The following is a 22,177-nucleotide window of genomic DNA, read 5'->3' on the forward strand; positions in this document are numbered from 1 at the left end:
GAAGAAAGCCTAAATCATTTTATACTATTCTTTGATAGCTGCTATACCGGGAAGTTCTTTACCCTCAAGCATTTCTAGCATCGCGCCGCCACCGGTAGACACATAACTTACTTTATTTTCAAAGCCAAATTGTTTTACGGCAGCAACACTATCACCTCCTCCAACAAGAGAGAATGTACCATTGCTAGTTGCTTCAGCGATTGCATCACCTAGTGCGATTGTTCCTTTAGCAAAAGGCTCCATTTCAAAAACACCTAAGGGTCCGTTCCAAAGAATGGTTTTGCTGTTTTTTACAACCTGAGCAAAATTCTCTAAAGATTTTGGTCCTGCATCAAGACCTTGCCATCCATCAGGAATCTTGTCAATAGGCTCCACTTTCGTATTCGCAAATTCTGAAAAGCTGTCTGCTGCAAGAACATCAACCGGCAAATGTACATTTACATTTTTTTCTTTGGCCTTTTTCAAAATATCTAAAGCAAGTTCTTGTTTATCATCTTCACAGATCGAACTCCCAATTTGACCTCCTTGTGCTTTGATAAATGTATACGCCATTCCACCTCCAAGAATCAAATCGTCAACTTTATCAAGAACATTCTCGATCACGGTGATTTTTGAAGAAACTTTTGCTCCTCCTAAAATAGCTAAAACCGGACTCTCATTGTCATTAAGCACCTTATCAATACTCTCGATTTCTTTTGCTAAAAGGTAGCCAAAGCATTTATTTTCAGGAAAAAACTGTGCTACAATAGTCGTTGAAGCGTGTGCTCTATGCGCTGTACCAAAGGCATCATTCACATAAATGTCTCCTAACTGAGCCAATTGCTCTGCAAAACCTTTGTCTCCGGCGGTTTCCTCATCGTGATAACGTAGGTTCTCTAGGAGTAAAATTTCCCCTGGTTCCAATTCTGAAGCAGCTTTCTCGGCAGCAGCACCAACACAATTTTCAACAAATTTTACCTGCACACCAATGATTTCAGAAACTTTGGCAACAATATGTTTTAGAGAAAATTCAGGTTCGTTGCTTTTTGGTCTTCCTAAGTGAGACATTAAAATCGCAGATCCACCATCTTCTAAAACCTTTAAAATTGTGGGTTTTGCGGCTTCAATACGCGTAGTGTCTGTCACCTGATGATTATCATCTAAAGGCACATTAAAATCTACACGGATTAATGCTTTTTTATTCTCAAAATTAAAATCGTCGATGGTTTTCATGTAATCTTTATTATTTGTGATTTTGATAATTTATTAGTTGGTTGCGTTACTAAGCAGCCCCGCATTTAAGGCAGTACTGAACAAACAAATATAACGGATAGCGCCAAAAAATACGTTACATTTCTGTTATATTTGGCCAATGCAATTTCAATCAATTCTCGGTCAAAATTTCATTAAAAAACATCTCACCACCAGTGTAGATCGTGGTCGTGTTGCTCACGCGCAATTGTTTGTAGGGCCTAGTGGTAGCGGTGTTTTACCGTGCGCGCTTGCCTATGCGCAATACTTGATCTGTAATAATGTTGATGGCGAAAACTCTGGTGGTTCATCTGCCTGTAATCTCAAGTTTGATCATCTTGCTCATCCTGATTTGCATTTTGCCTATCCTGTAGCGCCTAATGAAAATGTAAAATCACATCCTGTATCTGACAATTTTGCTAAGGAATGGCGCGCTTTTATTCAAGAAAATCCATATGGTAGCTTATACGATTGGCACCGACACATAGGGATTGAAAAAAAACAAGGGAAAATTGGCGTCGATGAAGCCCAAGATATTGTAAAAAAACTTTCGCTTAAATCATATGAAGGCGGATTTAAAGTGATGATCATTTGGATGGCAGATAAGTTGAATAATGCTGCATCAAACAAGCTTTTAAAACTTATTGAAGAACCGCCAAAAAAAACGGTTTTTATACTCATTGCAGAAAATGAAGATCAAATCTTAGACACGATTAAGTCAAGGTGTCAAGTGTTGCGCTTTCCTCCACTTGCTGCCGAAGCTTTAGAAGAAGCGCTGATAAATACACACCATTGCAATCCTTCTGAGGCAAAAAAACTAGCTATTAAAGCGCACGGTGATTACAACCTGGCGCTACATCTATTAGATCATAGCAGCGACGAAGAAGAGTTTGAAACTTGGTTTGTAAGTTGGGTACGTACAGCTTTTAAAGCCCGCGGAAACAAAAAAGCCATTATAGATTTAATCGCGTGGAGTGAAAATATTGCTTCCAAAGGAAGAGAGACACAAAAGAGTTTTTTAGGCTACTGTGAAGATTTTTTTAGGCAAGCCATGTTGCTGAATTACAAAGCAGATCAATTGGTGTATCTTCAGCCGGTTACACAATTTGAGCTCGCTAAATTTGCACCTTTCATTCACGGAAACAATATAACAGCCATCATTGAGGAGCTGCAAACTGCCGCCTATCATATTGAGCGTAACGGCAACGCAAAAATTGTTCTTACTGATTTATCTATTAAATTAACCCGCCTACTTCATACTAAAGCATAAAAAAAGCAACCCTCGGGTTGCTTTTAACTTATTCTAATATTCACTGCTTATTCAGCAGAAACCGTATCGTTTTCTTCTTCTTGCGCCTCAGATGTCGAAGTCGATTCGCCTGAACTGTAAGAAGTATTCAAGGCTTTAAGAATATCATCAGTGATATCTAATTCTTTGTTTCCGTAGAGTACGTTACCGCTTTCATTTTTACCGTAAATAAAATCATAGCCGTTCTCTTCACCATAAGTATCTATAAACTTGCGCACCTTGCTGATGACAGAGTCTATTGCAGCTTGGCTTTCTTGCTGAATCTGACCACCACGCGCTTGTTGCATTTGCTGAATTTCTTGTTGTAAAGCTCCCAGTTCCTGCTCCTTTGCCTGACGCTCAGCCGGACTCATAGTGCTTGCGTTTTTCTGATAAAGATCGACTTTAATTTGAAATGCTTGTATTTTTGGTTGAAGCTCTTCACGCACTTCGTCTGTAAGTTTTGTATACTTATCTTGAACTTCTGTCATTTCAGAATATTCTTCAAAAAGCTTTTGTGTATCTACAAATGCAGATTTTGATTTTGTACAGCTTGCCAAAGTAAATGCAACTGCAACTACAAAAAGACTCAATTTAGTTTTCATAAGAGATTTTAAGATTTTGGTGCAAATGTAAATAGTTGCTCGAGATAAGCACTCTTTTTACTCAAATTCTTAAGTATTACAATAATCAATACTTAAACTTAAGTTCATCACTAATTCCTATAAAAATTGTATAAATATAAAGCGTTCTTAGACGCTTTTATAGAAAACCAATAACATTACAAAGGAGTGTTGCTTGAAAGTGCTTAAAACGTCTTATTTTGCGTATTTCTTGATTTAAGGACATAAATTATAGAAGAATATTCTTTAGTCTGTCGTGCTCTCCAATTTGAATGCAATCCAATTATAAAAGCGGAAACTGGTTTTATTAAAGAAGTAGATTTATATTTTTCGGAAAGTAAACTGACATAGAATGAATCAAAAATCAGTGGTTTTCGTTCCATTAAATTAAAACCATTTTTTTCAAAAAGCGTTTTGATACTCTTGGATGAAAAATGATGCAGGTGTCTAGGAACATCCCAAGCAGCCCAAAATTTTTTGTAATACTTAGCGTCGTAAGAATTGAAGTTGGGAACTGCTATAATCAAAACTCCGCCAATTGATAAATGATTTTTGATCCATTCAATTTGCTTTTCTACATCTGGTACATGTTCCAAAACATGCCACATAGTAATTACATCAAATTTCCGTTCTCCTACTTCCGCCTCCTCTTCAAATAAATTAATCCCTTTTTCAAAAGCTCGTTTTCTTGCCGCAGCCGAAGGTTCTATTCCTGTAACTTCCCAACCGGATTTTTTAGCTTGATTCAAAAAATCACCGGTTCCGGCGCCAATATCTAAAAGCGTTCCCTTTTCCGCATAAGACGAAATCAGCTTAACTTTTTTCTTAAGCATATAATTTTTAACCCAGTGATACACTTTTTCAAAAAGTCCTTTATTCGAATCGGTATGAGAAATGTAATTTTTGCTCAGGTAATACTTTCCTAAATTATCCGGAACTGGATCAGTCGAAAACATATCTAATACTTCATCATAAACCAAAGTAAATTCTTCTTGAGAAATAGAATAATCTTTGATATTCAGATTAGCTTTTTTAGTCAACGAATTAGCGTTTTATTAAAATGAATTAAAAGTGTTTCACGTGGAACTAAAAATTTAGCGTCCCATGTAAACTAACATTACCGAAATATCACTTGGCGATACTCCGCTAACACGTGAAGCTTGTGAAATAGTTGTTGGTTGAATTTTAGATAATTTTTCGCGGGCCTCGTAAGAAAGAGATTTCAGTTTACTGTAATCAAAATTATCTGGAATTTTAATATTCTCTAAGCGCTGTAATTTATCAGCATTGGCTTTTTCCTTTTCAATATAACCCGAATATTTAATTCTTATTTCGGCTTGCTCTAGAACCTCAGTATCCAGATCGTGTTCCGCGACGTATTCTTTTACATTCTTAAAAGAAAGCATGTCGTCTAAAGCAATTTGAGGACGGCTAAAAATCTTAACCATTTTATCAGATTGCTTCATCGGAGTTGTTCCTTTTTCGGCCAAAACTGGGTTTGCTTCTTCCGGCTGAATACTTGTAGTATTAAAAAATTCAACAAGATTTACTGCTTGCGCTTCCTTTTTCTCAAGAGCGCGCATACGTTCTTCACTCGCCAATCCCACTTCAAAAGAACGAGGTGTAAGACGTGAATCAGCATTATCTTGGCGTAATAAGGTTCTATATTCTGCTCGCGAGGTAAACATTCGGTAGGGTTCTTTAGTCCCTTTAGTAATTAGATCATCTACTAAAACACCTATATAAGCTTCGTCTCTTTTTAGAATAAACGGATCCTTTTCTTGAACTTTTAAACTAGCATTTACTCCGGCAACTAATCCTTGAGAAGCTGCTTCTTCATAACCGGTAGTTCCATTAATCTGACCGGCAAAATATAATCCAGAAACCAGTTTTGTTTCTAGCGTGTGCTTCAATTGCGTGGGTGGAAAATAATCATATTCGATCGCATAACCCGGTCTAAAGAATTTAACGTTTTCAAAACCTGCAACCTGACGTAATGCTTTAAACTGAACTTCTTCCGGTAAAGATGTAGAAAACCCGTTTACATAATACTCAATAGTATTCCATCCTTCAGGCTCTACAAATAATTGATGCCGATCTTTATCAGCAAAGCGATTGATTTTGTCTTCGATGGAAGGGCAATATCTAGGTCCGGTACTTTTAATTCGACCATTAAACATAGGTGAACGGTCAAAACCTTCGCGCAATAAATTGTGCACTTCAGGACTTGTATAACTCATTTGACAAGACCGTTGTTTTGTGAGCGGTTTTGTCACATCACTGTAACTAAATTTCTGCGGATCATCATCTCCAGGTTGCTCGATCATTTTTGAAAAATCAAGACTTCTACCATCTACACGTGGTGGCGTTCCGGTTTTCATCCTTCCCGAATCAAAACCTAAATCTACAAGCTGTTCGGTAATACCAGTTGCTTTTCGCTCCCCTGCTCTACCTCCACCAAATTGTTTCTCGCCGATATGAATTAAACCATTAAGAAAGGTTCCATTGGTTAGTACAACAGATTTACCTTTAATCTCAATTCCTAAAGAAGTGCGTACCCCGGCAACACGATCACCTTCGATCAAAAGACCGTTTACCATCTCTTGATAGAAATCTAAATTAGGAGTATTCTCGAGCATCAAACGCCATTCTTCTGCGAAACGCATACGGTCACTTTGCACGCGTGGACTCCACATTGCAGGTCCTTTACTTTTATTGAGCATCTTAAACTGTATCGCGGTCTTATCTGAAACAATCCCGCTATAACCTCCCAATGCATCAATCTCTCGAACGATCTGACCCTTAGCAATACCTCCCATCGCGGGATTACACGACATCTGTGCAATAGTTTGCAGATTCATCGTAACCAACAAGGTTTTGCTCCCAGTATTTGCTGCAGCTGCAGCCGCCTCACATCCTGCGTGGCCACCACCAACTACAATTACATCATATATATCTTCAAAAAAACTCATTGTTCCACGTGAAACATTTAATAACACTTCCTAAAAAACGGGCGCAAAGGTACTCAAAATTAAACGGCTAACCATAGCTTATGCATTCCATAAGACAAGATACTCATCCTCCTTAGCGCGCATCAATTCTTTCTCATCTTCAGCCTTATCACCGTAGCCGCACATATGCAATAAACCATGTATGATGACACGCCTTAATTCTACATCAAAGTCAACATTAAAATCCTTGGCATTATCGGCAACGCGATCTGTACTTATATAAATTTCCCCATTGAGAATCTTCCCTTCTGTATAATCAAAAGTCACAATATCTGTAAGTGTATCGTGATCTAGAAATTGTTTATTGATTTCCAACAGAAATTCGTCAGAGCAAAAGACATAACCCAAACTTTCTATGCCAAAAGATTCCTTCACAGCAGCAGCTTTTAGCCAATGCTCAACACGCTCTTCGTCTTCTAAATTAAAATCATTTTGGCTACTAAATTCAATCATCCTGCTTGTGAAAATATTGTTTAACTTTAATCTTATACTGTTCCTGCAGCGGAAGTTTATCCCGATTCAAAATCTCCTTTGCATTGAAATAACGCTTCGCGTCAGGAATGCTGTTTGACGTGTTATTATTAAATTCCTTACGATTAGCATTTGCTTCACGCTGGGTATTCTTATCCTTTTCTTGTTCGGCTTCTTCAAGCTTTAAAAACTGCTGAATAACGTTATTCATTCTTCTCCGCGCTGTCTCAGCATTCCCATTCAAAAGATCATTTTCTACTGCTTCAATGCTTCTTAATAAACGCTCAGTCTCTTCAGTGGATCCTGAACCTTGCAACAAATTTTCCAACTGATTTCTGATCGCTTCTTGTTGCTTATAAATCTCATATTGTCTGGCCAATTCGCTTTCCGAAGTTCCTTCTCCACTATCTCCATTTCCGTCACCTTCTCCAGGTGGCTTGCCAGAATCACCTTGACTTCCAGAATTTCCTTCTTTGCCATTCTCACCGTCTTGACCAGTTTTACCATCCTTCTTTCCTTCTCCCAATTGCTCCTGCAATTCCTTTTGAGACATAATAATATCAGATAACTGTTTACCACTACCCTGTCCACCACTTGGAATAGGCATGGGCATACCAGAACTCCCTGATCCCATTGCAAAAGATAATTGCGCTTGCATATTATCTAAAATATCCGAGAGCATATCCGCTAAGGTATTGGCGCCGGCGAAAACGTATTGCTCACTCGCTACACCTTTGACAATATCATTGTCAGCTAAACGCTCTAGACTCTGATCTAAATTATAGGTGATTTCGGTTAACTGCTCATTAATATCTTCTTGCAACATAGGATTCCGTAAGGACAAAACAAATAAACTATCGTCTATGTGCTCAAAATTGTCGCGTAATTCATTCTGCCTAACAAGATATTTTGAGAACGATGGGTTCCCATTGTCTATAGTTGAAAATTTCTCTTTTAGCGCTTCTTGATCAAAAGAAAAAATCACCAAATTATCTAAAATCTGTCTGAGCATTTCAACATCTTCTTGCAACTGTTCGACATCTCCACCACCACCGCTTGACATTTGCTGCATCATCTTTTGACCCATTTGCTGCATCTTCTTACCAGCTTTCTGCTGATTAGATTTAGCATTTTCTTGCGCTTTTGAATCTTCTTGTTTCTGTAAATTTTCTTCTGCCGATTTTTGTTCCTGACTGATTTCTTCTTCAGCCTTTGAATCTTCTGGTATATCTATAGGTTTATGTAACTGCTTATTTTCATCCTTTAAATTTTTAAGCTCTTCTTTCAAATTTTCAAAAGATTCTGAAAGTTCCTTTTGCCTGTTCAATTCCGGATTATGCTTCTTACTCTCTTCCTCTTGATCCTGGCCTAATTTATCAAGCGCTCTACCAATACGCTCCCCCTTTGTTTGTACAAAAAAGCGCTTTGTAAGTTCTAGCAATTGTTGCATAGATCTGCTGGAATTCTTTGATTTTTTAGATAATTGGTCAAGCTTTTCCTTAAGCTCTTCATCATCCATTAAATCTTGGAGTTTATTTAATTCTTCAACTAATTTTTCCTGTTCTTTAAGTTGCTCCTCATTCTTTTCTAAACGCTTTTTGAGCAATTCATTCTTTTCCGATTTAGATTCCGAAAGTTCATCTAATGCATTAATACTCTTTTTTAATTTTTCAGAATAATTCTGCATCATTTGTTCTTGCGCTTTCTGACGTTCAAGAAAGGATTGAATTCTACGTTTGTCATTAAAATCAAGTACATTCTTTTCCTTCTGAAGATTTTGAAGTTCTTTTAAATCGCGTTCCTGTTCTTGCATTTGCTTTACAGATCTATCCAAACCTTGCAACGAGTTTTCTTGGATCTCAAGCTGTTTATCAACAGTCTCTGCTGTCGTCAAAGATTGAAACGAAAATGTTTCAGAACGCGTTGATTTATGCCCATGTAACACATCATTATCACGCACTTCAAAATAGTAAGAGTAGCTTACGCCAGCTGATAAATCTAAATTTCCAGGAAATGCATAATAAAATTGATCTACGGTAGAAGAATTCACAGGAATACTTACTTTTTTACTATTATCTATTTGATTTTCAGAATAATAAATCAATTTAAGATCAAATAAGCCATAATCATCAGCCAGATTTCCTTGAAAATATGTTTCAGCATCATCTAGACTGTCTTTTCGTACCTCGAGATTCATTTCAGGATAAGCATCCTTAATGACAGTCAACTCATAATTGAGTCGTTCATAGCGTTTGAGATTAGCATTACTTGTAGCGATACTATAAGCAGTTGGATTAAAGAACCGTTCTGAAAAACTGAATTGTTGATCATCCTTTTCAAATTGAAAAACGGTATCGCTTATCCACTCTACTAAATTTGTTTGCTCTGTAGCTAAAAGCCAACGCACCTGCGTGCCTTCAGGAATGGTAATATTTCCGGTATTCTCTATAATCTCATCAGTACGATTAAGATACTTAGGATAGTTCAATTCGATTTTAAATTCTGAAATTCTAGGCGTATTGATTAATTCAAATTGATACTGATCAGAAACAAAACCATTTCCTTCAAAATATACATTTAGATCTTCATTAGGCTGTTCTACAGTATAACTGAAATTGCCTCCTCCCCTATTTTTCATAAAATAAGAAACTCCATTTAGCGAAACCTCAACTTCCTCAGGTAATTCTTGCCCGTTCACTTTTGCACGAATTTCTAAGGTTTGACCCTCAACGATAGAAGTGTTTTCATTTTGTAATTCAAAAGAAAAAGGTGCAGGCGGCGCATAAACCCGTTTATAATCCATCACCCGAGTTGCACTTTCTTTAAAAAACGTAGTTCCCTTACTCAGGCTAATTCCTAAAAAGATGCAAACTGTAATCAACGCATATTTTAAGTATTTCAGATTTTTCTTGTAATCGATAGCAAGTGAAAACGGGATAGGTTCTAATTCTTTGGATTTTTGCAGAATACTGGCTTGAACCAAATCAGAATTGCTCGCACTTGTTTGTAGTTGTAGCGTATTTAACAATTTGTCCTGAACTTCGGGGAAATGATTTCCGATCAATCTAGAAGCTTGAGTATAATCTATACCTTTTGAAAGCTTAAACAGCCGTGCTATAGGAATCAACACAAATCTAAACAGCAACAAACCGGCGAGGCCCACAAATGACCAAAATAGAAATGCCCTGCCCCACGTACTCAACCAGAAAAAATATTCGATCACTAAAACTAAAAGGACATAAGCCAGACCGATCGCAACAAAAAATAAGAGTCCTCTAAGGAGTTCATCCTTATAATATTTACGAATAAAACGCTCTAATTTAGCTTCTAATTCTTGCAAACGTACCTTGATTTAAACCAGTGTTATTTCAATAACTAAAACTACAACAATATATTATAGCTGCTACAGGCTTAACATACAAGCCTAAAATGATTTTGACTAAAAACAGCTATTGAATTCCCAAAAATGTAATGTGTGTCACATTCTCATATTGAGTACCTTTGCAGCCTAAAATTTTACTATGCATCAAAATGTACGCGTGCGTTTTGCACCAAGCCCTACCGGACCTTTGCACATAGGCGGTGTAAGAACGGCACTTTATAATTATTTATTTGCTAAAAAACACGGCGGAACCTTTGTACTTAGAATTGAAGATACTGATCAAAATAGATACGTTGAAGGTGCCGAAGATTATATTGTTGAAGCGCTAAACTGGTGTGGAATACCTTATGATGAAGGCCCGGGCAAAGAAGGTGGTTTTGGTCCTTATCGTCAAAGTGAACGCAAGGATAAATATTTTGCTTTTGCCGAAAAATTAATTGCTTCGGGCGATGCTTACTATGCTTTTGATACTGCCGAAGCTTTAGATGCACATCGTAAATCTCATGAAGAACAAGGTAAAACCTTTATTTACAACTGGCACAATCGCGAGAAGTTAGATAATTCATTAAATCTTTCTGCAGAAGAAACCCAAAAACGCATTGATGCAGGTGAGGATTATGTAATTCGATTTAAATCGCCGCAAAGCGAAATTCTTGAACTTGATGACATCATTCGCGGCGCTGTTGAAGTAGATACGAGTTTGCTTGATGATAAGGTTTTATTCAAGGCAGATGGTATGCCCACCTATCATTTGGCTAATATTGTTGATGATCATCTTATGGAAATCACGCACGTTATTCGAGGAGAAGAGTGGCTTCCATCGTTAGCGTTACACGTGATGCTTTACCGTGCATTTGGCTGGGACGCACCCCAATTTGCACATTTACCGCTGATTATGAAACCTGTAGGAAAAGGTAAATTAAGTAAACGCGATGGCGATAAAATGGGCTTCCCCGTTTTTCCATTAGAATGGAAAGATCCTAAGTCTGGCGACATCGCTTCGGGATATCGCGAAGACGGTTATTTACCGGAAGCGGTTATCAATATGCTTGCCTTTTTAGGATGGAATCCTGGTACTGAAAAGGAAATTTATACGCTTGACGAATTGGTACAAGATTTTGAATTGACTCGTGTGCATAAATCTGGTGCTAAATTTGATCCTGAAAAAACAAAATGGTTTCAACAACAGCACTTGCAACTAGCTTCTGATGCTTCCCTAGTTTCTGGTCTACAAGATATTTTGAAAGAAAAACACTTGGATTACGATGATGCTTATGTAAAGCAGATCATTCATTTAGTAAAAGAGCGTGCGGTTTTTGTTTCTGATTTATTTGATCAAGGAATTTTCTTTTTTGAAAGACCAACTTCTTACGACGAAAAAGCAGCTAAAAAAGCCTGGAAAGATGATACCGGTGAGATCATGATCAACCTTTCAAAAATCATTTCAGAAACCGAAGATTTTTCTGCCGAAAATCTTTCAGCTAATGTAAAAGGCTGGATTCAAAATGAAAGTTTAGGATTTGGTAAAGTGATGCAACCTTTACGCCTCAGTCTTGTAGGTTCTATGTCTGGCCCAGATGTTTTTGATATTGCTTCAACAATTGGTAAAGCAAAGACTTTAGAGCGCATTCGATTTGCGATAGAAACCTTATAAATACAACATGATTCCTGCAGTAATAAGTCCCAGATTTCCTTTAAAATTTGTTGCTGCAGGATCTTTTAATTCCAGTCTTTCATCATTTAATCTCTTCAGCGCATTGGTAAACCCGTATTGATAATTTGCGGTAAATCGTACATGTGTAAATCCGGCGCTCAATCCCAAGGTTACTAAACCATTCACACGCGACCACTCTTGAATATCTTCTGCTTGTAAGCTGGTGTAACCATCTAGTATCAGCGCACGTTGATTCTCTTCATCTAACTCCATTTTACCATTAAACTGAAAAATGGGTCCAAATTCTACGCTAAAATGATCCCCTGCAATCAGGTAACTCAATAACATTTTTACCTGCGCCCCACTCCACGTATACTTTACTTTTTCAACTTCAGAAGCGGCACCATTAGCATTTATACTTAGTGAAGTTTGCATAAAATCTACACCAAAGATCAAATCGAAATTGTTATAAAATGCAGAACGTTAAGATAATCCGGCTAAAAATCCAGCTTCTTGATTGGTATGAAAGTTTGAGGTGTTGAGATCCAAAAGCGCGTATTGCCCTTGTACGCCAATACGGTTTGAAGCATATTTAGAATTACGCTGTGCATTTGCTGCAAACGTTGTTAATATCAATAGGAATAATAAAAAATGCTTCAAAGTGTTACGAATTTTTAAAATGGGCGACAAATGTATTGTATTTTTAATAGTCAGTACCCGTTTACTTTTCAAATAATTAAAACTTAAAATATGACTTACTTCCTTCCGATTTTGCTGTTTTTTGGCATCATTATCCTAATCTCAGCAGTATTTATTGTAAAGCAACAGACTGCCGCAATTATTGAGCGCTTCGGTAAATTTACCAGTGTTAGAAATTCAGGGATTCAAATTAAAATTCCATTAATTGATAAGGTTGCCGGTCGTGTGAACTTGCGTATTCAGCAGTTAGATGTAATCGTCGAAACCAAAACCAAAGATGATGTTTTTGTTCGTTTAAAGATTTCGGTACAGTTTCAGGTGGTGAAATCTAATGTGTATGACGCATTTTACAAATTAGAAGATCCGCAAAACCAGATCACTTCTTATGTTTTTGATGTAGTACGTTCTGAAGTTCCTAAGATGAAACTGGATGATGTCTTTGAGCGTAAAGATGATATTGCAATTGCTGTTAAAAGCGAATTGAATCAATCGATGACCGATTATGGTTATGATATCATTAAAACTCTCGTTACCGATATTGATCCTGATCAGCAGGTAAAAATTGCAATGAACCGTATTAACGCTTCTGAACGTGAAAAAGTAGCTGCAGAGTACGAAGCCGAAGCAGAACGTATTAAAATCGTTGCTAAGGCGCGCGCAGAGGCCGAAAGTAAGCGTTTACAGGGTCAAGGTATAGCAGACCAGCGTAGAGAGATTGCACGCGGTCTAGAGGAGTCTGTAGAGGTTTTAAACAATGTGGGAATTAATTCACAAGAAGCCTCTGCCCTAATCGTGGTTACGCAGCATTACGACACCTTACAATCTATAGGTGAAGAAACTAATAGTAATTTAATTCTATTACCTAATTCTCCACAAGCGGGTAGCGATATGCTGAATAATATGATCGCAAGTTTTGTGGCTTCAAACCAAATAGGTGAAGAGATGAAAAAACGCAACGAACAATTGGGTTTAAAAACACCTAAGAAAAAAGACAAGCCAAAACCAGAATCAGGTTATGATGATGACTTTGATGCAGACGACGATCTTTCTACTTTGTAGATTTAAAAAGCAAATTTAAGGTGTTCTAAACCTTGATACGGACAATAAAAAAACCGGAGCACAAACTCCGGTTTTTTTTATTTTTCTTTTTCTATAACACTTTATTTGTCGTCGTCTATATTTTTAACCTTGACTTTTTTAATACCTAAAATCTTGTTCACAGCTTTAAGAACGATGGTTTTTTGAACGATCGCTCCTACTGATCCCGCAACTAAACTTACCGGAGAAAATGCTGCTTTAGTATCATTAATACTTAATTTAAGTTGCTCTTCATCAATCTGCTGTTGCAACTTTAATATTCTAAGATCTTGTTCTATCTGATCAAATGATTTATATACTTTCATAGCTACTCTTGTAAGTGTTTAAATTCTTCATCTAACACATCTTCTTGAGAAGATTCATTGAAAAATACTTTAGAATATTTTCTGAGTACAATTTCAGTAATAAATGGTTTACCAAATAATTTATACAGCACATAAATCGCAAGATAAATACCTGCTACGATAAAATAACCATAGCTCAAACTACCCAGTGATTCTCCAATTACTATAGCAACTCCAACCGAGATAAAAAGTATAAAAATCAAAAAGATGCTGCCGCTAACCATTAGATTTACTAAGGATACAGCACCATCCATCATCTTTTTAAAACTATCTAATTTGTAGTACTCTAGACTACTGTTTAGATACTTTTTAGCATCGTCTGATACTTTACTAATATGTTCTGAAAGATTAAATATAGACATGCACCCTTATGCTTTTGCAGTTGGTACATCAATATCTTTTACTTCCTCAACTACTTCTGTAGTCGCTTTAGCATTTTTCTTTCTTAATTCTTCAAGTTTCTTTTCCATAGAAACTAAAATGTTATCTGCTTTTGAGCTCGCAGTCTTTAAAGTATCTTCAAGCTTAGCGTCAAAAGATTTTTTAGCCTCTTTTGCAGATGCAGATAAATGATCTGAAGTTTCCTGAATCTGCTTTTCTAGTTTCTTTTTAGCTTCTTTTGCGTTTTTAGAAATTTTCTTTCTTGTTTTATCGCCGCTTTCCGGTGCATATAATAAGCCAAGTCCTGCTCCAATTGCTGCTCCCGTTACTAATGCTAAAATGGTATTACTTGTTTTTGACATGGTGATTGTTTTTTGTTATGCTCAAAAGTAATAATGTTAAAATCTAATCTCCGTTAATAACCGGTTAATAAATTGACTATTAACCTTAAAGGTATGCTAAAAAAGGGCCACGAGGGCCCTTTTTCTATAACTATGCTTAGATAATATTATAGGTTGTTAACCGAATTTTCTAAGAGTTCATTTCCTGAAGTTCTCATTTCTTCAAGATAAGCTGCCACTTCTTCATTCTTTTGGTCAACTTTATTCAACTGAATTAAAACAATCAAGCTTTCTAAAACCGCTAGACGTGTACCTATCTTCTTAGCTGAAGTATTAAACAACTCTTTAAGTTCTTCATAATCCACATCTTTAGCTAGTTCGCGAATTCTCGCAATCGCCTTTACCCGTTTCTCATCCGGAATTTGTGCTAGCTTCTTCCCTACTTTTTTGATTTCGTTTAACGCAGGGATTTGTGGAATTTGCTTTTTTGGTGCCGCTTTAGGCTGCTCTTGTTTAGTTGATTTTGATTCAACTTTTGCCCAAGTATCGCGTAATCCCACAGTTTTATTAAAGACTAAATGTTTTGGGGTACTGTCTTTATCAACATTAAAGTAGCCCAGACGTTGAAACTGAAAAATATCCATCGGCTCTACCTCGCTAAGACTTGGCTCTAAATATCCGGTAATGGTTTCTAAAGAATTAGGATTGAGATGCTCCATAAAATCAACCTCTTTGTCACCATCTGGAGACTCGTGATTGAACAGACGATCATATAAACGCACTTCAGCTTTTATAGCGTGCTTAATTGAAACCCAATGCAAGGTTCCTTTTACTTTCCGCAGACTTGCTTCGGTACCGCTTCCACTTCGAGAATCGGCATCGTACGTACAGTGAATTTCGGTAATGTTTCCGTTAGCATCCTTAACCACAGATTCTCCTTTGATGATATACGCATTCTTTAAACGCACTTCCTTACCTAAAGTAAGTCTGAAGTATTTGCTGTTTGCGTTTTCTTTAAAATCATCCTTCTCGATGTATAATTCTTTGGAAAAAGGCACTTTTCTAAATCCTGCACTTTCATCTTCCTGGTTATTTTCGGCTTCTAACCATTCTTCTTGATCTTCAGGATAATTGGTGATGACCAATTTTACCGGATCTAAAACGGCCATAACACGTGGCGCTGTTTTATTAAGATCTTCACGTACATTGAATTCTAAAAGCGAAACATCAATCACATTATCACGCTTAGCAACTCCTACTGCATCTATAAAATTACGTATCGCAGCCGGCGTATACCCACGTCTTCTGATCCCCGAAATGGTAGGCATTCTAGGATCATCCCAACCGCTTACAATACCTTCTTGTACGAGCTTAAGCAACTTACGCTTACTCATAATCGTATAGCTTAGGTTTAAGCGCGCAAATTCGCGTTGTTTGGGTTTAATACCGTTTGTATACACATTATCCACAAACCACTCATAAAGCGGTCTGTGCGGCTTAAATTCAAGCGAACACAAACTATGTGAAACTTGCTCTACATAATCGCTCTCTCCGTGTGCCCAGTCATACATTGGATAAATATTCCAGGTATTTCCTGTACGGTGGTGCGCTTTGTTAATAACGCGATACATAATAGGATCACGTAATAACATATTAGGCGATTGCATATCTATTTTGGCGCGTAGAACGTGTACACCTTCGGCAAATTCACCTTTTGCCATTTTCTCAAACAGCTCTAAATTTTCTTCTACGGAACGCTCCCGGTACGGACTGTTAGTTCCGGGTTCTGTAGGGGTTCCCTTTTGCTCAGCCATGGCTTCACTAGACTGTGAATCTATATACGCTTTACCTTCTTTTATAAGCTGAATCGCCCAATCGTACAACTGCTGAAAATAGTCTGAAGAATAACAAACTTTATCCCACTTGAAGCCTAACCATTTAATATCTTCCTGAATCGCATCTACATATTCCTGCTCTTCCTTAGAAGGATTAGTATCATCAAATCTCAAGTTTACCGGAGCATTGTACTTCTCCCCCAGTCCAAAACTGATGCAAATAGCCTTGCAATGCCCAATGTGTAAATAACCATTAGGTTCCGGTGGAAATCTAAAGCGTAAATCATCTTTAGGAAATCCGTTAGTAATATCTTCTTCTACGATTTGCTCTAAAAAATTGAGAGCTACATAATCTTCTGCCATAGCTTAATAAATGCTGAAAAATAGAATTACTCGTCTATCGAGCTTAAACTGCAGTACACTATTGTTTAAATAATATACCCTATAAGTTGCCAAAAATACTAAAAATACGTGTGCTGAAACGTGATTAACACTCTATTTAAACCTCGATAATCAAGTTCCTGCTCTGCTTTATAAATAATATCTTTACCCTATAAAATGAAGTTGTAATGGGCGTTATAAAACTCAATCGCGTAAAAGTATATGCATACCACGGCTGTCTGGTAGAAGAAGGTCAGATAGGCTCTGATTATCTCGTAGATTTAAAAATAAATACAGATCTATCCATACCGGCTCAATCTGATAACTTGAGCGATACCGTAGATTATGTACATCTCAATAAAATTATTAAAGAAGAAATGGCGCAGCGTTCTAAGCTCTTAGAGCACGTATGTGATCGTATTTTAAATCGTTCTTTATCAGAGATTTCAACAATTACCAAAGCTAAAGTTACTGTGCGTAAAATCAATCCGCCGATTGGTGGTGATGTTGCTTCGGTAGGCGTTACAATGACTAAAAAACGTTAATAGCTTTTATATCTAAAGAAAAACCTTAAATTTGCAGTCCTAATTAAAAAGGGTGTCGTGGCCGAGTGGCTAGGCAGTGGTCTGCAACACCATCTACAGCGGTTCGAATCCGCTCGACACCTCAACAAAGACTCTTCAATTGAAGAGTCTTTTTTTATGACTTGATTTTTCAAAGAATTCTAAAACGGAATCGTATCTCCTTCGATAAACTCATTCTCTGGCGCAATTTCCTCAATACGTTTTTCAATCTGATGAATTTTTGAAGGAAATAAACCTTTTGAGATCAATAACAAACCAAATAAGAACATCAACACACTGATTATTTGCTTAATTATAGCAATACGTGTTGGCGTTAGTTTGCTGCGTAATTTTTTAGCAAGTAGAATTTTAATAATATCGATGATTAGATAAGTGAGCAAAATGGTACCAAAGAATACCGTTAATCGCTCTGAATTCATATCTAACTGTGGCCCGGCTGAAATAAGAATTACCAACCAAAACCCTAGTACTCCAATGTTGATAAAGTTGAGTAAAAAACCTTTTACAAAAAGCCCAAAATAGTTGCGTTTACTCATTACAACAGTAGGGTGTTCATCATCATCAAGTTTGTTCTTTTTAACTCTTAAGAATGACATAATCCCATAAACTGCGAGTAACATCCCACCAAAAATATAAAGTGCAGGATCGTCTTTAAGTTTATCAAGTAGCTGATTAGTACTAAAGTAGGCTATAAAAATAAATAAGGTATCTGCAGTAACGACACCTATATCAAATAGAACAGCTGCTCTAAAACCCTTTAGAGCAGCTGTTTCTAATAGTACAAAAAACACAGGTCCTACAAGAAAGGCAAGTAGAAAACCCAGTGGTATTGCTGTTGAAATGTCTTGTAGCATTTAGAAGTAGGAAGTCTTTTTACTTCTTAGCAAGCTAGATCTTCTAGAAATAGCACTATGAAGTATTTTATTAAGATTCTACCCCCGGTTATTAACCGACGATTAGATTACAAAAGTAACCAAATTGAACTAAACTACTTCATCACACGTACGCGACCCCCAATAAATTTGTCTTTGATGAGCTCTGTAGGATTTCCGTAAACGTCTACGTCGCCACCAGCTCTGATCTTAACTTCGGCAGTTCTTCGGGCAAAAATATCTGCTTCTCCCCCAGCCTGAATGCGTATCGTGGTATCTGTAGTTTCTAGAGATTTTCCTTCAAAAACTCCACCCGTATTTACTTCTACATTTTGATTTACAGCGCTTCCGCTTGCGGTAATAATTCCACCGGTTACAGCACGCATTTCGGCATTTTCTACCTTTAAACCAGCAGTCACTTGAGCGCCTTCTTGTACTCTAATTTCAATTTTAGGTTGTTCAAGCAATTCGTTTACCACAATTTCTGCGCCTTCGTTACCGTCAATAACTCTAAGGTTGTTATAATGAACTTCAACAAAAGTCTCGTTACCATCAAAAATCTTATCCAGATCCATACGTATTTTTAAAACGCCGTCTTTATTAACAAGTTCTATATAATCAGTGTCTTTACCTTTTAAATAAACTTTGTTTTCAGAATCTTTAATAAGGTTGACACGCATGCGATCAAAAACTTTTACTTCGGTAAAATCGCCAACGTCTTTGGTATCGTCTTGTGCATACGTTGCACCTGCAGCCACAAATAGTACTGCCATGATTAGTTTTTTCATAAGAATTGATTTTTCGTATTTAAAAGACCAATCGGTTTTTGATTTGTTACAGTAGCTATCTTATTGAATTGCCTCTTTAACATCAACCAAAGTAAAATCAAGGTGCTTTTTAACAAGATCTGCTTCTTTCACTTTTACATAAACCTCGTCACCAAGCGTGATCGTGGCTCCGGTTTTACGACCTACAATAGCGTATTTCTCCTGATCAAAATCAAAATGATCGCCTTTAATGTCTCTTAAACGAATCATCCCCTCACATTTATTGTCTATGATCTCTACATAAATACCCCATTCGGTAACTCCGGAAATCACACCTAAAAAGGTTTCATCTTTGTGATCTTGCATAAACTTCACCTGCATATACTTGATAGAATCACGCTCTGCACTGGTAGCCAGATATTCCATATCGCTACTGTGTTTACATTTAGATTCATATTCTTCTTCTGAAGCAGATTTACCTTGATCTAAATAGTGCTGTAAAAGGCGATGTACCATTACATCAGGATATCTACGTATGGGTGAAGTAAAATGCGTATAATATTCAAAAGCCAACCCGTAGTGCCCAATATTGTCTGTACTATATACCGCTTTGCTCATCGTACGAATAGCAAGCGTGTCTATCAGGTTTTGTTCTTTTTTACCAACAACATCAGTAAGAAGGTTATTTAAAGAAGCGGTGGTACTTTTTCTATCTTTAAGATTCATTTTATAGCCAAAACGACCTGCGATGGTTTGCAAAGCTGAAAGCTTCTCATCGTTTGGTTCGTCGTGAATACGATAAACAAATGTTTTCTTTGGGGATTGCTTTCCTATGAACTCAGCCACTTTTCTATTGGCTAAAAGCATAAACTCTTCAATTAGCTTATTAGCATCTTTTGAAGTTTTAAAGAAAACTCCAACCGGATCATTTTCTTGATCGAGTTCAAATTTTACTTCCACTTTATCAAAAGAAATCGCACCATCTTTCATACGTTGCCTACGCATAATTTTTGCGATTCTGTCTAGTTCTAAAGTAGCATTTACAATAGCAGGATCTACGTTATATGACTTTCCGGTAAGCGAAATGTCCTCAGGAATTAATCCTTCTCTCGTTTCTATAATTTGTTGCGCTTCTTCATACGCAAAACGTGCATCACTATAGGTTACTGTACGCCCAAACCATTGCTTTTTAACTTTACCCGAAGATTTGTCTAATTCAAAAACTGCAGAAAAAGTATACTTTTCTTCATTAGGTCGTAACGAACAAGCGTTATTAGATAAAATCTCAGGTAACATGGGCACCACACGATCTACCAAATAAACCGAAGTCGCACGTTCATGCGCCTCGTCATCCAATATAGTTCCCGGTACAACATAATGCGAAACATCTGCAATGTGAATTCCTACCTCATAGTTTCCATTTTCTAAAACCTGAAAACTCAACGCATCATCAAAATCCTTTGCATCTTTAGGATCAATAGTAAATGTGAGCACATCCCGCATATCGCGACGCTTGGCGATTTCCTCTTCTTTTATGCTTGTATCAATATTATTGGCATAGGCTTCAACCTCTTCAGGGAAATCATGGGGCAAGCCATATTGCGCTAAAATTGAATGAATCTCTGTATTATGTTCTCCTGGTAAGCCCAGTATTTTAATCACTTTTCCAAAAGGCGAATCTGCTTTCTCCGGCCAGTCTTCAATCATTACGAGCACTTTTTCACCATCCTGCGCTCCATTCAATTTATTCTTCGGAACAAAAATATCGGTACGCATCTTGCCTTCTGCGGAAGTATTTATAAAAGCAAAGTTCTTTTGCATCTGCACTACACCTACGAATTCGTCTGTTTTGCGTTCTAAAATTTCTACAATCTCCCCTTCGTGCTTTTTGCTTCGGCGTTGTTTGTAAACATATACTTTAACCGTATCACCGTGCAAAGCCTTGTTCATGTTGTTGTTAGGAATATAAATATCCTGTTCCATTCCTTCTACAACAACATAACCATCTCCACGAGAAGTAGCATCTAGTGTTCCTGTATGATAATGAGAGGTCGCGTTAAAGCTGTATTTGCCACGCTCTTTCTCTTCGATATGTTTTTTTGCGGTAAGTTGTGAGAGCTTTTTTACGATCTCGTTACGGCTGTTGGGGTCATCCACTTGAAGTTTAGCCGCAATTTGTTTATGATTGAATAATTTACCGGGTTCTCTTTTTAAAATTTTTAAAATCTTTTGAGTGAGATCACCGATTTGAATATTTGATCTTCTTCTTCTCTTTTTATTTGGCATTAAATGCTTTTATTAATTAGTGCAAAATTAGCGTTAATCGTATTAACATAAGTCTTGTTTAGGTGAACTTTTGGTTAATCTTAGTATTTCATTATCAAATAAATACATATTTAACAGTAACATGACCAAGATTTAATTTCAAAACAATTGTTTTTGTTAAAAAAACCTTAATTTTGTTCTATTCATTAATCAAAACTTTTCTTTATGAAAACGTTTAAATTGAAACGCTATAGAATAGCACTGCTCTTTATAGGAATATTCATCCTGGGATTCGTAGCTGTTTTATCCTACGTCAATTCAATTTTTTAATACAATCAATCACTTTTAAAAGTACTAAAGGAACTCTAAACAGGGTTCCTTTTTTATTATAAATACATTTCAAGTAGAGTCAGCTAAGTTTCCCAATTCAAAATAGTCTTCAAAAACAGTTTTCAACAGTATACATATATATCATTTTTTTTTAAAAAAATTTAAATTAAAACTGATGGTTATTATAGTCTGTTAATAGCGGTATAACTTGGGGATCTTAAAATTTGGTTTTTTAGTTATGGGTAGATATTAACGCTTTATTCCATACTTTTAAATATAATTTTTACTTGATTTATAAGCTTTTAGTAAACGCTGTTAACAATTGTTGATAACCTGAATTAAATGTGTTTTTTGAATAAAACGTTATCAACACTTATTAAAAATGAACTCTTTTTATGCTCATAATTTGAAAAGAAAATTCTACAAGATTTTCTTGCATGATATTACCTAAGATTTGCTTTGTAATTTTTTCTCATTAAAGCAATTTTCATTTTACTTTTTTGACGACAACTTATAAACAGTCATGTTAACTAAATGTTAACTTATTGAAAACGAGCACTATCACGTGTTTTCTAAAATGCATCCTATTATTAATCAGACAGCTTACTATTTTTTAATGCA

At 36.6% G+C, this 22,177-nt stretch carries 19 protein-coding genes and 1 tRNA gene; 5 read left to right on the forward strand and 15 right to left on the reverse strand.

Features of this window, described 5'->3' with window-relative positions; translation table 11 throughout:
• Window positions 1–24: 24 nt before the first annotated feature.
• Window positions 25–1,212 (reverse strand): phosphoglycerate kinase, encoded by a 1,188-nt coding sequence (locus LDL79_RS07090; protein ID WP_225599710.1) that lies wholly within the window; start codon window positions 1,210–1,212, stop codon window positions 25–27.
• Between the two features lie 139 nt (window positions 1,213–1,351).
• Here LDL79_RS07090 and LDL79_RS07095 point away from each other — a divergent pair, with 139 nt between their 5' ends.
• On the forward strand, window positions 1,352–2,500 hold the full coding sequence (locus tag LDL79_RS07095) for a DNA polymerase III subunit (RefSeq protein ID WP_225599711.1): 1,149 nt from the start codon (window positions 1,352–1,354) through the stop codon (window positions 2,498–2,500).
• A gap of 47 nt (window positions 2,501–2,547) precedes the next feature.
• Here LDL79_RS07095 and LDL79_RS07100 read toward each other — a convergent pair whose 3' ends face one another.
• The 5 genes from LDL79_RS07100 to LDL79_RS07120 all read right to left on the reverse strand — a co-directional run bounded on the left by LDL79_RS07100 (window position 2,548) and on the right by LDL79_RS07120 (window position 9,963).
• Window positions 2,548–3,123, reverse strand: coding sequence for an OmpH/Skp family outer membrane protein (locus LDL79_RS07100; RefSeq protein WP_225599712.1), 576 nt, complete (start codon window positions 3,121–3,123; stop codon window positions 2,548–2,550).
• Window positions 3,124–3,326: 203 nt separating this feature from the next.
• On the reverse strand, window positions 3,327–4,181 hold the full coding sequence (locus LDL79_RS07105) for a class I SAM-dependent methyltransferase (RefSeq protein ID WP_225599713.1): 855 nt from the start codon (window positions 4,179–4,181) through the stop codon (window positions 3,327–3,329).
• 54 nt (window positions 4,182–4,235) lie between these two features.
• On the reverse strand, window positions 4,236–6,113 hold the full coding sequence (gene mnmG, locus LDL79_RS07110) for a tRNA uridine-5-carboxymethylaminomethyl(34) synthesis enzyme MnmG (RefSeq protein ID WP_225599714.1): 1,878 nt from the start codon (window positions 6,111–6,113) through the stop codon (window positions 4,236–4,238).
• 78 nt (window positions 6,114–6,191) lie between these two features.
• Window positions 6,192–6,605: an rRNA maturation RNase YbeY gene (gene ybeY / locus LDL79_RS07115; RefSeq protein ID WP_225599715.1), complete on the reverse strand. Its 414-nt coding sequence runs from the start codon at window positions 6,603–6,605 to the stop codon at window positions 6,192–6,194.
• Window positions 6,598–9,963: a hypothetical protein gene (locus tag LDL79_RS07120; protein WP_225599716.1), complete on the reverse strand. Its 3,366-nt coding sequence runs from the start codon at window positions 9,961–9,963 to the stop codon at window positions 6,598–6,600. Before LDL79_RS07120 ends, ybeY begins: the two co-directional genes overlap by 8 nt.
• A 181-nt stretch (window positions 9,964–10,144) precedes the next feature.
• Here LDL79_RS07120 and gltX point away from each other — a divergent pair, with 181 nt between their 5' ends.
• Complete coding sequence (gene gltX / locus LDL79_RS07125; RefSeq protein ID WP_225599717.1) at window positions 10,145–11,659, forward strand: glutamate--tRNA ligase; 1,515 nt, start codon at window positions 10,145–10,147, stop codon at window positions 11,657–11,659.
• On the opposite strand, the gene LDL79_RS07130 is transcribed toward gltX, so the two are convergent.
• The gene (locus tag LDL79_RS07130) at window positions 11,654–12,094 is read right to left on the reverse strand and encodes a hypothetical protein (protein WP_225599718.1); all 441 of its coding nucleotides are present in this window, start codon (window positions 12,092–12,094) and stop codon (window positions 11,654–11,656) included. The genes gltX and LDL79_RS07130 overlap by 6 nt on opposite strands.
• 48 nt (window positions 12,095–12,142) lie before the next feature.
• Window positions 12,143–12,319: a hypothetical protein gene (locus tag LDL79_RS07135; RefSeq protein WP_225599719.1), complete on the reverse strand. Its 177-nt coding sequence runs from the start codon at window positions 12,317–12,319 to the stop codon at window positions 12,143–12,145.
• Window positions 12,320–12,409: 90 nt separating this feature from the next.
• Between LDL79_RS07135 and LDL79_RS07140 the strand changes: the two genes are divergently transcribed.
• Window positions 12,410–13,417 (forward strand): SPFH domain-containing protein, encoded by a 1,008-nt coding sequence (locus LDL79_RS07140; protein WP_167598415.1) that lies wholly within the window; start codon window positions 12,410–12,412, stop codon window positions 13,415–13,417.
• A gap of 101 nt (window positions 13,418–13,518) precedes the next feature.
• Here LDL79_RS07140 and LDL79_RS07145 read toward each other — a convergent pair whose 3' ends face one another.
• From LDL79_RS07145 to LDL79_RS07160, 4 genes are all read right to left on the reverse strand, one after another.
• Window positions 13,519–13,761, reverse strand: a complete 243-nt coding sequence (locus LDL79_RS07145) for a DUF6327 family protein (protein ID WP_225599720.1) — start codon at window positions 13,759–13,761, stop codon at window positions 13,519–13,521.
• A 2-nt stretch (window positions 13,762–13,763) separates the two neighbouring features.
• Window positions 13,764–14,162: a hypothetical protein gene (locus LDL79_RS07150; protein ID WP_225599721.1), complete on the reverse strand. Its 399-nt coding sequence runs from the start codon at window positions 14,160–14,162 to the stop codon at window positions 13,764–13,766.
• 6 nt (window positions 14,163–14,168) lie between these two features.
• Entirely contained in the window at window positions 14,169–14,543 is a 375-nt protein-coding gene (locus LDL79_RS07155; protein ID WP_072980935.1) for a YtxH domain-containing protein, read from the reverse strand.
• A 146-nt stretch (window positions 14,544–14,689) separates the two neighbouring features.
• The gene (locus tag LDL79_RS07160; protein ID WP_225599722.1) at window positions 14,690–16,720 is read right to left on the reverse strand and encodes a glutamine--tRNA ligase/YqeY domain fusion protein; all 2,031 of its coding nucleotides are present in this window, start codon (window positions 16,718–16,720) and stop codon (window positions 14,690–14,692) included.
• A 206-nt stretch (window positions 16,721–16,926) separates the two neighbouring features.
• Here LDL79_RS07160 and folB point away from each other — a divergent pair, with 206 nt between their 5' ends.
• Both folB and LDL79_RS07170 read left to right on the forward strand, forming a co-directional pair.
• Window positions 16,927–17,283: a dihydroneopterin aldolase gene (gene folB / locus LDL79_RS07165; RefSeq protein ID WP_225599723.1), complete on the forward strand. Its 357-nt coding sequence runs from the start codon at window positions 16,927–16,929 to the stop codon at window positions 17,281–17,283.
• A gap of 51 nt (window positions 17,284–17,334) precedes the next feature.
• Window positions 17,335–17,405, forward strand: a tRNA-Cys gene (locus tag LDL79_RS07170).
• A 57-nt stretch (window positions 17,406–17,462) separates the two neighbouring features.
• Here LDL79_RS07170 and LDL79_RS07175 read toward each other — a convergent pair.
• From LDL79_RS07175 to rnr, 3 genes are all read right to left on the reverse strand, one after another.
• The gene (locus LDL79_RS07175) at window positions 17,463–18,176 is read right to left on the reverse strand and encodes a LysE family translocator (RefSeq protein WP_072980941.1); all 714 of its coding nucleotides are present in this window, start codon (window positions 18,174–18,176) and stop codon (window positions 17,463–17,465) included.
• Window positions 18,177–18,310: 134 nt separating this feature from the next.
• Window positions 18,311–18,982, reverse strand: a complete 672-nt coding sequence (locus tag LDL79_RS07180; protein ID WP_225599724.1) for a head GIN domain-containing protein — start codon at window positions 18,980–18,982, stop codon at window positions 18,311–18,313.
• Window positions 18,983–19,042: 60 nt separating this feature from the next.
• On the reverse strand, window positions 19,043–21,247 hold the full coding sequence (gene rnr / locus LDL79_RS07185) for a ribonuclease R (RefSeq protein WP_225599725.1): 2,205 nt from the start codon (window positions 21,245–21,247) through the stop codon (window positions 19,043–19,045).
• Window positions 21,248–22,177 lie beyond the last annotated feature (930 nt).

It is taken from the genome of Leeuwenhoekiella palythoae (genome assembly GCF_020310025.1).
Classification (GTDB): Bacteria; Bacteroidota; Bacteroidia; order Flavobacteriales; family Flavobacteriaceae; genus Leeuwenhoekiella; species Leeuwenhoekiella palythoae.

Excerpts from the sequence above, each read along its gene's own strand:
- LDL79_RS07155 (WP_072980935.1), bottom strand. The coding sequence starts at position 14,543 with ATGTCAAAAACAAGTAATACCATTTTAGCATTAGTAACGGGAGCAGCA.
- LDL79_RS07100 (WP_225599712.1), bottom strand. The coding sequence starts at position 3,123 with ATGAAAACTAAATTGAGTCTTTTTGTAGTTGCAGTTGCATTTACTTTG.
- LDL79_RS07090 (WP_225599710.1), bottom strand. The coding sequence starts at position 1,212 with ATGAAAACCATCGACGATTTTAATTTTGAGAATAAAAAAGCATTAATC.
- LDL79_RS07175 (WP_072980941.1), bottom strand. The coding sequence starts at position 18,176 with ATGCTACAAGACATTTCAACAGCAATACCACTGGGTTTTCTACTTGCC.
- LDL79_RS07180 (WP_225599724.1), bottom strand. The coding sequence starts at position 18,982 with ATGAAAAAACTAATCATGGCAGTACTATTTGTGGCTGCAGGTGCAACG.
- LDL79_RS07145 (WP_225599720.1), bottom strand. The coding sequence starts at position 13,761 with ATGAAAGTATATAAATCATTTGATCAGATAGAACAAGATCTTAGAATA.
- mnmG (WP_225599714.1), bottom strand. The coding sequence starts at position 6,113 with ATGAGTTTTTTTGAAGATATATATGATGTAATTGTAGTTGGTGGTGGC.
- folB (WP_225599723.1), top strand. The coding sequence starts at position 16,927 with ATGGGCGTTATAAAACTCAATCGCGTAAAAGTATATGCATACCACGGC.
- LDL79_RS07130 (WP_225599718.1), bottom strand. The coding sequence starts at position 12,094 with ATGCAAACTTCACTAAGTATAAATGCTAATGGTGCCGCTTCTGAAGTT.
- LDL79_RS07160 (WP_225599722.1), bottom strand. The coding sequence starts at position 16,720 with ATGGCAGAAGATTATGTAGCTCTCAATTTTTTAGAGCAAATCGTAGAA.
- LDL79_RS07150 (WP_225599721.1), bottom strand. The coding sequence starts at position 14,162 with ATGTCTATATTTAATCTTTCAGAACATATTAGTAAAGTATCAGACGAT.
- ybeY (WP_225599715.1), bottom strand. The coding sequence starts at position 6,605 with ATGATTGAATTTAGTAGCCAAAATGATTTTAATTTAGAAGACGAAGAG.
- LDL79_RS07095 (WP_225599711.1), top strand. The coding sequence starts at position 1,352 with ATGCAATTTCAATCAATTCTCGGTCAAAATTTCATTAAAAAACATCTC.
- gltX (WP_225599717.1), top strand. The coding sequence starts at position 10,145 with ATGCATCAAAATGTACGCGTGCGTTTTGCACCAAGCCCTACCGGACCT.
- rnr (WP_225599725.1), bottom strand. The coding sequence starts at position 21,247 with ATGCCAAATAAAAAGAGAAGAAGAAGATCAAATATTCAAATCGGTGAT.
- LDL79_RS07140 (WP_167598415.1), top strand. The coding sequence starts at position 12,410 with ATGACTTACTTCCTTCCGATTTTGCTGTTTTTTGGCATCATTATCCTA.